Here is a 10,332-nt window from a genome sequence, read left to right as displayed (position 1 = left end):
CCGCTTCTTGTCGTATCCCGCCTTCATCAGCGATTCCGCTCCATGGCCTGGTCTGTCCCGACCGATTCAAATCCGGATCGGGCAATTGCGTTCCACGGATTCCGCATGCAATGCCTTGCCCGTGGGTGACCGGCAGGCGATGATGTGAATGTCATGCCTGCTGATTCACCCGCGAACGAGGGAAGGAACAGCCGATGATGGCTTTGCCGTTCGTCATCGTCTTTGCCGGTCTCGCCTTTGCCTGGTATGGCCGGCGTGGCTGGGCGCTCGGGAGCGGGCTCGCCGCGATCGCGGTCACGCTGATGCTGTTTCGCCTGCATGCGACGGACAGCCTCGCGCTGTCCTTCTGACCGGTGCCGCGATGATTGATGCTGCAACCTCCCGCCTGCTCAACGCGCTCGCCCTGATCGCGATATCAGCGATCCTGGCTGCCGCTTTCTACACCCAGATCGTCGCGCGCGAGCTGCCGTGCCCACTCTGCATCCTGCAACGCGCCGGCTTCGTCGCGGTGGGACTCGGCCTCGCGCTGAACCTCCTGACCGGCCCACGCCCCGGCCATTACGGGCTGATGATCCTTGCCGCTCTCGCCGGCGGTGCCGTTTCACTGCGCCAGGTTGCGCTGCATATCGTGCCCGGCAGCGGGGTTTATGGCGATCCCGTGCTCGGCCTGCATCTCTACAGTTGGGCGGCGCTGATCTTCGCCGCCATCATCCTCGGTGCAGCCGCGATGCTGTTCTTCGAGCGGCAGTTCGAACCGGCTTCCCCGCCACACGTACGCGGCACGCTGATCATTGCCGCGCTCGCCTTCTTCGCCCTGATGGTACTCGGCAATGCCGCCTCGACCCTCCTCGAATGTGGCACCGGCCTCTGCCCGGACAACCCCGTCGCCTATGAGTGGCTCCCCGGCTGATTGCCCGCCCCGGTTAGCAGCCCCGGAGCGCGCTGCACGCGGCTCGTCTCCCCCGTCCAGGTATAGACCGGAGAGACGGTGAACACTTTGAAGCATGAGCGGGGAGGGGGCTATCATGATCAGCCGCTGACGTCATGGGGCGTGCAGCAGCCATCGACGGTGGAGAGATGTTTATCACCGCCGCTCTCCTGCCCCCGGTATTCACGGAGGGAGCGGGGATGGTTTGCAGCCTGTATGACGGGCACGATTTCCCCCCCCATGGAGAGGAGAAATTGAGCGCGTGCTTCATCGCGGTTTCGCAGAGCGACGGTGATGCAGGGTTTTGCACTTCGCCGACAAAAAAACGCGCGCCGTCACGCATCGCGACGGCGCGCAGATTTCAATGTGATCTCAGATCTCGATCGTTGCGGCTTCGCGGCCCTTCTGACCTTCGACCACGCCCATACGGACCTGCTGGCCTTCGATCAGATCCGGCAGATTGGCGCGCATCAGCACGGAACGGTGGATGAAGACATCCTTGCCGCCATCCTCGGCCATGATGAAGCCGAAGCCCTTCGTCGGGTTATACCACTTCACCGTGCCGGACAGTTCCGTTGCCGGGCCGGTGCTTTGCGGTCCGCCGAAACCCTGCTGGCGCGGCGGGGGACGGCGCTGGCCGCCGAAACCGCCACCGGGGCCACCCGCGCCACCGAAGCCCTGACGCTGCGGGCGTTCTTCCGCAGTGCTGGTATCGGCGCTGAGCACTTCCGTGACCTGCGGGCCCTTCTGGCCCTGCGCGGTCCGCACTTCGAGCTTGGTGCCAGGCATGAATTCATCATAGCCCGCCGCCTGGACGGCGCGGATATGCAGGAAGGCATCGCCCGAGCCGTCGCCCAGCTCGACGAAACCGAAGCCCTTCTCCGGATTGAACCACTTCACGACCGCGTCCATCTCGACGCCGCCGACCGGACGGGACATTGACGGCTGACCGCCGAAGGAGCCACGTTCCGCGCGCGGCTCGAAATAGTCAGGCTGATCCTGACCAAAATCATTATCGAAGCCCTTACGGCTCGTCTCGCGGAAATCTCGACCTCGACCCATGTATTCTCTCGCTCTGGAGCTGCTTCAAAACGGGGTCGCGTTCACCGACACACCTGACGGACACAACCGTTTCCGGGGTCCCCGTGACAGTCTGAAAACCGACAACCTGATCTTATTGGACGAACTCCAAAGCGAAAGCGATGTCATTCATCAACGCTTGTGACCGCTGACCCACAACCGGCATCTTACCGGCCCGACATCATTGCAGAAATTGCGCTGCCTTGTAAAGCGTTTGTTGATTTTTGGCCGCTGAACTGCGCTGTAATGGCGAAATGCGAGAATAAACTGTGATATTTTTCTGAAGAATCCGAAAAATCGCCCCGGTTTGTCCGGCCAAATTTCTTGACTTTCATACCCTGCTCACGATTTCACATGCCGATGACGGGAATGGGTCTCCAGGTAAGGAGCCGTTGCCCGGAGCGGGTCGACAAGTCGGTCCGGGCGTGCGAACCAGAGCGAATTGTGGCGCGGACGCGCGCCGGGGTCGAGGGCGATGGATTCCAGCAGGCGGGTCGAGAATGGGCGGGCGCAGGCAACGACATATGCGCAACAGCGTGGCGAGACCATGACGCCTGACGGCTATCGTGCGTGGTTTGCATCCCTGCGGCGCGCCCATGCTGTCGCCGCGCTGGCCGTGATCGGCGTGACGGCCATCCTCTATCCGTTTCTCGCACCGAGCTCGGTTCTGTTCCAACTCGCCATGGCGGGCGGTCTGATCCTGCTCCTGGTCCTGCCGCATGCCGCGCTCGATCAGTATGCGGCACTGATTGTTTTGCAGCCGCGCCTCGGCCGGCTCTGGCCGCTGGGTTTCATGGTGATCTACGGCGTTCTCGCCGTCAGCGTCGTCGCGGGCTGGATGATCGCGCCGCAGATCCTGCTCCCCGCCCTCATCCTGCTTGCCGCTTTGCATTACGGGCTCGGAGATGTCGAGACGGGCTCGTGGTGGCGTTACCCGGACATACTGGCGCGTGGACTGGCGCCCTTCGCACTCGCGGTTCTCTTCAGCCTGCCGCAGGTCACCGCTTTCGCCGGTTGGCTCATTCTCGACGTGCCGACGGCCTCGCGGGTGATCTATGAGTGGGTGCTGCCCGTGGCGCTGGCCTGGCAAGGGCTGTGGGCGCTGGTGATCCTGCGCTCACTCTGGCAGACATTGTCCGGGCATGGGGACGTGATGCGGGCGGTCGTGCGTGTCTGCGAGATGGCGGTCATCGTCCTCGCTTTCGCGATGCTTCCGCCACTGATCGCCTTTGCCCTTTATGTCGGGCTGGTACATGCTCCGCGCCATCTGTTCGATTTTGCCGCACGCAATCCGTCCATCGGCAATCCGTCGCGCGCAATGGTCCGCGTCCTGCGCGCGACGATTCTACCGACCGCGATGACGATTGCGCTGCTTGCTCTCATGGTTTTCGTCTTCATCGATCCGGCGACGCCGCACGGCTACAGTCTGCGCATCGCGATCTGGCTGGTGAGCGCCTTCGCGGTGCCGCATGCCGTCTTCACCTTCCTCGCCCTGCGTGGTTTCGCCGGCCTGCGCGAGATGAGCGCCGAGGCCGGAGCTCAATCGAGGCGATAGAGCGCAACCGGCGCGACGCCCGCACGGATGATGCCGAGCTTGCGTGCGGCGCCTTCGGCGAGATCGATCACCCGACCGCCCGTGAAGGGGCCGCGATCATTGATCCGCACCACGACCGCGTTGCCGCTCGCGGGATGCACCACGCGAACCCGCGTGCCGAAGGGCAGGGAGGGATGTGCCGCCGTCATGCCGGAGGGGTCGAAACGCTCGCCGTTGGCTGTGCGGCTACCATGGCGATAGAAGGAGGCACGGCCCTGCTGGAACGGCGCATCATCGCTCTCTGTGAGGCCTGCATATTGCAAGGGCCGTGTCGAGGCCTCGGGGCCGGGCCCGGTGAACGCCGAGCCCGCCTGTGCGATCTCTGCATCGACGGCAAGGGCGACGCTGTCGCCGTCGGTGGGAACGCAGGCGGCGAGCATGATGCTCGTCAGCGCGATGCCGGGTATGGCTGCCTTGCGCTGGATCAGACGGGAAACGGCGCGAGTCGTGTGGGAGAGCGGCGGCATGACGGGCTCGTGATCTGTTGTGTTGATCCGACGGAGCCGCCTGCGATGCGGCGGAAATGGGGCAGCGCGCTCCGTATGCCTTCGCGCGGCCGTGCCTGTTGCCGCGACGCCACAGGATACGGGGTCTCACTCGTCCTGAATGCTCTCCAGATAGGCGATGATGTCGCCGATCTGAATCGCGTTGAATCGGAATTCCGGCATCTGCTGCACGCCGTCATGGCCGACCATGATGCCTTCTGCCAGCGCCTCTTCCAGCGCCTTCACCGGATAGCGCGCGCTGATCTCGTGAAAGGCAACGGCGGCGGGAACGGGGCTGGTGCCGGTTGCGTCGACGGCGTGGCAACTCGCGCAGTTCTCCGTGAGCAGCGCGTGCCCCGCCTGCGGATCGGGCGCCCACCCGCTCTTGGCCTCCGCGAGGGCCACGAAGGCGCCGCCGATGATGCCGACGGTGAAGAAGGCGCGGAAGAATTGTCCCATTTGCATCGTATCGTCTCGCCTTGTTGCGTCCCGCAGGTGCCGGTTCAGATCCCGCCGAGCCGCAGGGTCTGGGCCGTGCGGATGAGCGAGATCACGAAGAGGAGGGAGAACAGCCCGCCAGCCAGCGCAGCGGCGAGCCGGGGGTTGCGCGCGAAGGGCGCACGAAAGACGCTTTCGCGCCCGAAATAGATGATCGCCAGGGCGAGCAGCAGAATCAGCGGCACCGAGAAGAGATAGGCCCCGGTACTCATGGCACGCTCGCTGTCCGGGGCGATGAAGGCCACGATGTCGTTCACCCACGGTGCCTGCATGCCGGCAGAGAGTGCGAGGGCCCAGGCGGCACTGGTCAGGATGCTCAATTGCGCCAGCAACGCGCGTTGCATGCGCTCCGATGCTGGCAGGGGCTGGGTGGTGCTGGTCACGACGGATACTCGCTGACGACGGCTGGAGATCACCGTGCGCGAGCTTGGTTAAGCGGTGGTTAACAAAAACGAGACGGCGCCGGATTCCTCCAGCGCCGTCAACAACCTCGGCAATATGCCCAAATGCCCGCTCAGGCAGGGGCGCGTGAATGCTGCGCCATCAGCCCCACGAAGCGATCGAACAGGTAATGGCTGTCATGCGGACCGGGGGAAGCTTCCGGGTGGTGCTGCACGGAGAAGACCGGCTTGTCCGCGAGCGCGATGCCGGAATTAGAGCCGTCGAAGAGCGAGACATGCGTCTCCTCGACATTGCCGGGCAGATTGTCGGCATCGACGGCGAAGCCGTGATTCATCGAGACGATCTCGACCTTGCCGGTGGTGTGATCCTTCACCGGGTGGTTCGCCCCGTGATGCCCCTGGCCCATCTTCTTCGTCTTCAGGCCGAGCGCGAGGGCGAGCATCTGGTGGCCGAGACAAATTCCGAAGACCGGCACGTCCCGCTCCAGCAGCGCGCGGATCACCGGCACCGCATATTCCCCCGTCGCCGCCGGATCGCCGGGGCCGTTCGAAAGAAAGATGCCGTCGGGCTTGTGCGCCATGATCTCATCCGCGCTCGCCGTCGCCGGCACGACGGTGACCCGGCAGCCGGCATTGGCCAGAAGCCGCAGGATGTTGCGCTTCACGCCGTAATCGATGGCGACGACATGGGCCTTCGCCTCGCTGCGCCGGCCATAGCCGCGCCCGAGCTCCCAGGGCGTCTCGTCCCATTCATAGGCTTCTTTGGCCGTGACCAGCGGCACGAGATCCTGGCCCGTCATGTCGGGAAGCTGAGCCGCCTTTTGCTTGAGCGTCTCGGTATCGAAAGCACCGGTGGGTGAATGCGCGATCACGGCGTTGGGCATGCCGTGATCGCGGATCAGGGCGGTGAGGGCGCGGGTGTCGATGCCGGTGATGCCGATCAGCCCGCGCGCCTTCAGCCAGGCATCGAGATGGCTCGCCGCGCGCCAGTTCGAGGGTTGCGTGATCGCGGCGGCGAGCACCACGCCGCGCACCGGCGAGGGCGAGACCGCGTCGATCGCCTCGAGGTCTTCCTCGTTGGTGCCGACATTGCCGATATGCGGGAAGGTGAAGGTGATGATCTGGCCGGCATAGGAAGGGTCGGTCAGGATTTCCTGATAACCCGTCATCGCCGTGTTGAAGCAGACCTCGCCGGCTGCCTCGCCCGTGGCGCCGATGCCGTAGCCTTCGAGCACGGTGCCGTCTGCGAGCACGAGAACCGCCGTTGCAGCGGTTTCCTGCCAGCCGGATTGGGTCGTGGGCGCGGTATCTGCTTGCGACATGGGACAGTTCTCGCTTATGTGCGGTACGATTATGCGGTACGACCGCGCGCCCGAAAAGCGCTTGCGTCGATGCGTCACTTAAGGGTGCGGCGGGGCGGCGTCAACGCTGCGCGGCCCGGAAATGCGGAGAATTCAATGTTGCGCGAACGTTTCACCCAGGAACTCAAGGATGCGATGCGCGCCGGCGAAAAGCGCAAGCTCGCCACCATCCGTCTGATCCAGTCGGCCCTCAAGGACAAGGACATCGAGCTGCGCGGCGCCGGCAAGGGCGAAGCCAGCGACGAGGAGATCCTCGCCATGCTGCAGAAGATGATCAAGCAGCGCCAGGAATCAGCCGCCATCTACGCCGAGAACAACCGCGACGAACTCGCCGCCCAGGAAAACGAAGAAGCCGCAATCATCACGAGCTTCCTCCCCAAACAGCTCGACGAATCCGAAATGCGCGCCGCCATCGAAGCCGAAATCGCCGAGCAGGGCGCGACCTCGATGAAGGATATGGGCAAGGTCATCGGCGGTTTGCGCGGGAAATACGCAGGCCGGATGGATTTCGGGAAGGCGAGCGGGGTGGTGAAGGAGATGTTGTCGGGGTGATGGTGGGGGGGGGATGCGTTCGGTTCAGGTGTTCGGCGTTTTAGTGAGGCTTCCTCAATGCGACCATGCCTTTATCATTTCCGCTCCATATTGCTGCTTGCATCCTAGTGCAGAAGACTCGAGCCAAACCGAGGCTGTTTTTTGTGCAATCAGGGCACCTAAAACAGTCAACGAAGCGAACAGATAAGTGTGGATAATCGGGGGAGTACCTCAAGCTGACATTCGTTGAAGCTTGCATGTGACTTCCGCAATGGTCGTACGCTAGCCGCCTTTATGCATCGCAGCCAGATCATGGGTGCGTTTTGCCGGATTGGCGGATTTTTCGAGAAGCCGGCTCAGGGTGACCCGCCCCGCCGCTTTTCGGCGGCGGAGGTGTTTTGAGGGGCGGGGTTTGCAGGTTGCGGTCGCGGGGTTCAAAAGGGGCGCCAACGTCCCCGGTGGTTACGTGGCCAGACGCGGTATCCGGCTCAGCACAATGCGCAGGATCGCATGATCAGGACATGATGTCGGCAGATGCAGGCAGATCCGCGTCTTCATTTCGACCACGCGGGCGGCGATCTTGATGAGGCGCACACGCAAGGTGTCGAACTGCGCCAGACGCAGGGCCGCACGTTTCGGCATCACCGCACGCAGACCCCACATGAGCCAATAGGCCCCCGCATGCAGGAACAGCCGGAACTGGTTTGCCGTCGGCTTGCTGCACGAGGTGCGGTCGGCAGCGAGATGGGTTTTCCAGGATTTGATGTGGTTCTCGGCCATGCCCCGGCGGCAATAGACGCGCTCATACAAGGTCCGGGCGCGTCCACCCGGGAGATTGGTCACGATGAAGCGCGTGTCGCAACCCTGCGGCCCGACCTCGACACGCGCGATGATCCGCTCGGTCCGGCTCCAGCTCGCCGCCCCGTCATGGAATTCCTTGAAGCGCCGGACCTTGGTCTTCGTCTTCACCCTCTCGAAGCGCCGGGTCGTGCTGGCCTCGACGGTTGCCACACGTTTGCGCAGCGTGCTGGTTGTCGCCACGCCGAAGATGAAGTCGATGCCGTTCGCCCGGCACCAGTCGAGCACCTCGGGGGCACAATAGTGACTGTCACCCCTGATCAGGATCCGGGTGCGTGGCCAGTGCCGGCGTATCGACCGCACGAGACGGCGCAGATGTGCACGGATCTCGCGGCCACGCGGGCGTTTGGCCGGGCGCAGGACAGCGGCCACGAAACGACCCTCGTCGTCGAACACCACGATCGGTTGGAAGCCGTATTCATCGTGATGCGCGTTGAACAGCCGCAATTGCTGCTCTCCGTGAACGGCATCGAAGGTGTCGTCGATATCGAGCACGATCTGCGACGGCACTGTCCGGAACGAGCGGCAATACAGGCCGATCATGGCATGACCCATGGCCAGAAGCATGCGCCGATCGGGCAGGTTCTCCAGGCGGCAGATTGTTGATTGGGAAGCAAGATCCTCATCGCAGGCAAGTCTGCCCCCGCCATCTTGAAGAGGGGATCGGTCCGCAGGCGGGAGGCGTCATTGGCATCTTCATAGCCGGCTGCGATCATGCGCATCCGAAAGCCGATCATCTCGTCGAGCCTGTGGGAGACCATCTCGGGACGCCGCGGATCATCAATGCATGCAGCCAGAGTCGCGGCGACACGCAAGCGCTTGTCCACCTCCGCCAGAGCGATCAGGCCGCTATCCGATGACAGGCTGCCGCCGTCAAACCGGGCGACGATCGCCTTGCCGTTCACAGGTGACAACCCCTCCAGCGGCAGCGTAGGATCATGCATGGCGGATGTGGCCTCCGTGAAACTGCGAGATTCGGCTTCGACACCTGAATCTTATGCTATTTCAACGGCTTGCGCTACATCCGCCAGACCGCAATGAATTTTCCGGGCTAGATGTGCAGGATCTTTGTCGTGCGCGCGGACGAAGGCCATCGCTGGTGGCACCCAATCGGCATTGTCGAGGCGGGACAGCTGAACAAGTGGAACATTCACGCTCTCGGCGCCTTGCGTGGCCTCGAAACTCGCGTCCCGAACGACTTGAAAAGCCTCCGCGAGCGGTCCGATCTCGTCGTCGATGAGCCGTGCCGGATCGAAGTGGTCGGCGACGTCACGTCGGAATTCGTCTGTCAGGTTCCCCTTGGCCTTCGTGCGTGCATGCAGCATCCGGATGTGCCCGAAAAGCTCTCGAAAACGACCGCGCCCCAGTTCTTCTTCGATATTCTCCCAGGCTTCCGTGTAAGCATCACGCTGCGCCTCTGGCAGCGCTCCAATGATCTCCGCCTTCAGAATGTCGGTGGGTGACAGATCCAGTCCACGGTCATTCATCACCGCAAAGATCCGGTATGCAGCGCTGCGGTCCGATGCTGCGACGACGACGAGATAGCAATGTTGTATCAGATAGGCTGCCAGCCCTTCGCGCGCCGCTTCTGAAAGGTTCGACAACTCGCCCCAGAAGTACCGGGCGTTTTCGTGAACCCGACGGCGTGTATCAGCTAGACCCGCCGGATCTTTCGCAACCAGGTCGCTAACCGCGCCGTCCTTCTGCACATGATCACGAAAGAAATCTCGATCCCGCGGGCGGAGAGTGAGCCGAAAATGGTCGGCTCTGCCTGTGATCGTGCTTCCCCTCTGCCATATGAACCGGTTCAGTTCGTCCCGGATCTCCGTTGACTTGGCCATGTCGCGCAGCACCGCCAAAAGGATCGTCAGCGTTGTCAGTCGTTGCTGGCCATCGACCACGTCTGCCTCTGGCTGCGACGCATCCTTGATCAGCACAATGCTTCCGAGGAAGTAGGGAACCGCTTCCTGGTGTGACTCTGGCTGCGCGGCGAGAATGTCGTCCAGCAACTCACTGGCTTGATCTTCCGTCCACGAATACGGACGCTGGTAGGGCGGGATCGAATATACGAAATCGTCGGAGAAGATTTTCTCCAAGCGATACTCTTCAGCTTTCAAAGACGTGGCCATCACTGCTCTCTTGGTCACAATATTGTCGGCCGACTAACCCACCCGACGGCGTGACGCTTGGCCGAGTGGGACGGGCACTGTCCGTCCCTTGATAAGTGGAAGATCACTGTTTCTCCAACGTTTTCCGGCCTCGAACCCTGCCAAGTGCCGTCATCGGCACGCGTTCCACTACCAGCAACCCCATCGGCTACGCCTCCTGCATGTTCGGTCTCTGTCTCGCTCGATAGCGATGGAAACAGGGCGCGCAGTTTTGGCGGGGTCGCAAGTCAGGCCATTGGAAAGGCGAGGAAAATTTTGACCGAACCGGAATCGGCGCGGTTCGCCCGACCAGAGACGAGAGGCCATTCAGAGACGGAAAACGCTTCGCACCCGCTGCTCAGCGGTTCGCACCCAGCCGGCAAACCCTTTTGAAAACGGGAGAAATTCCGCCACGGGTAGGCGACCTGAACGGGTTCGAAAGGGTGTTA

10 protein-coding genes and 1 pseudogene are annotated in these 10,332 nt (G+C 62.9%); 4 read left to right on the top strand and 7 right to left on the bottom strand.

Annotated elements, in window-relative coordinates; translation table 11 throughout:
* Positions 1 to 194 precede the first annotated feature (194 nt).
* Both VKP01_RS02970 and VKP01_RS02965 read left to right on the top strand, forming a co-directional pair.
* Complete coding sequence (locus VKP01_RS02970) at positions 195 to 350, top strand: DUF5993 family protein (protein ID WP_324410141.1); 156 nt, start codon at positions 195 to 197, stop codon at positions 348 to 350.
* Positions 351 to 361: 11 nt separating this feature from the next.
* On the top strand, positions 362 to 910 hold the full coding sequence (locus VKP01_RS02965; RefSeq protein ID WP_324410140.1) for a disulfide bond formation protein B: 549 nt from the start codon (positions 362 to 364) through the stop codon (positions 908 to 910).
* 390 nt (positions 911 to 1,300) lie between these two features.
* Here the strand turns inward: VKP01_RS02965 and VKP01_RS02960 are convergent, their stop codons facing one another.
* Positions 1,301 to 1,990, bottom strand: coding sequence for a cold-shock protein (locus tag VKP01_RS02960; RefSeq protein ID WP_324410139.1), 690 nt, complete (start codon positions 1,988 to 1,990; stop codon positions 1,301 to 1,303).
* Positions 1,991 to 2,483: 493 nt separating this feature from the next.
* On the opposite strand from VKP01_RS02960, the gene VKP01_RS02955 reads away from it, so the two are divergent.
* Complete coding sequence (locus tag VKP01_RS02955; protein ID WP_324410138.1) at positions 2,484 to 3,563, top strand: Brp/Blh family beta-carotene 15,15'-dioxygenase; 1,080 nt, start codon at positions 2,484 to 2,486, stop codon at positions 3,561 to 3,563.
* On the opposite strand, the gene VKP01_RS02950 is transcribed toward VKP01_RS02955, so the two are convergent.
* The 4 genes from VKP01_RS02950 to carA all read right to left on the bottom strand — a co-directional run bounded on the left by VKP01_RS02950 (position 3,548) and on the right by carA (position 6,308).
* Positions 3,548 to 3,865, bottom strand: coding sequence for a septal ring lytic transglycosylase RlpA family protein (locus VKP01_RS02950; protein WP_324410143.1), 318 nt, complete (start codon positions 3,863 to 3,865; stop codon positions 3,548 to 3,550). The genes VKP01_RS02955 and VKP01_RS02950 overlap by 16 nt on opposite strands.
* Positions 3,866 to 4,195: 330 nt before the next feature.
* Complete coding sequence (locus VKP01_RS02945) at positions 4,196 to 4,546, bottom strand: cytochrome c (RefSeq protein WP_324410137.1); 351 nt, start codon at positions 4,544 to 4,546, stop codon at positions 4,196 to 4,198.
* Between the two features lie 44 nt (positions 4,547 to 4,590).
* Positions 4,591 to 4,968, bottom strand: coding sequence for a hypothetical protein (locus VKP01_RS02940; RefSeq protein WP_324410136.1), 378 nt, complete (start codon positions 4,966 to 4,968; stop codon positions 4,591 to 4,593).
* A gap of 131 nt (positions 4,969 to 5,099) precedes the next feature.
* On the bottom strand, positions 5,100 to 6,308 hold the full coding sequence (gene carA / locus VKP01_RS02935) for a glutamine-hydrolyzing carbamoyl-phosphate synthase small subunit (protein WP_324410135.1): 1,209 nt from the start codon (positions 6,306 to 6,308) through the stop codon (positions 5,100 to 5,102).
* 135 nt (positions 6,309 to 6,443) lie between these two features.
* On the opposite strand from carA, the gene VKP01_RS02930 reads away from it, so the two are divergent.
* Positions 6,444 to 6,899: a GatB/YqeY domain-containing protein gene (locus VKP01_RS02930; RefSeq protein ID WP_324410134.1), complete on the top strand. Its 456-nt coding sequence runs from the start codon at positions 6,444 to 6,446 to the stop codon at positions 6,897 to 6,899.
* Between the two features lie 441 nt (positions 6,900 to 7,340).
* Here VKP01_RS02930 and VKP01_RS02925 read toward each other — a convergent pair.
* Together VKP01_RS02925 and VKP01_RS02920 are read right to left on the bottom strand one after the other, a co-directional pair.
* Positions 7,341 to 8,680: pseudogene (locus tag VKP01_RS02925) on the bottom strand (IS1380 family transposase).
* A gap of 51 nt (positions 8,681 to 8,731) precedes the next feature.
* On the bottom strand, positions 8,732 to 9,865 hold the full coding sequence (locus VKP01_RS02920) for a DUF262 domain-containing protein (RefSeq protein WP_324410133.1): 1,134 nt from the start codon (positions 9,863 to 9,865) through the stop codon (positions 8,732 to 8,734).
* Between the last annotated feature and the right edge of the window lie 467 nt (positions 9,866 to 10,332).

The organism is Saliniramus sp., from assembly GCF_035311605.1.
Lineage (GTDB): Bacteria > Pseudomonadota > Alphaproteobacteria > Rhizobiales > Beijerinckiaceae > Saliniramus.
Note: the sequence above shows the minus strand (reverse complement) of the source record. Positions and strands in the feature narration are given on the sequence as shown.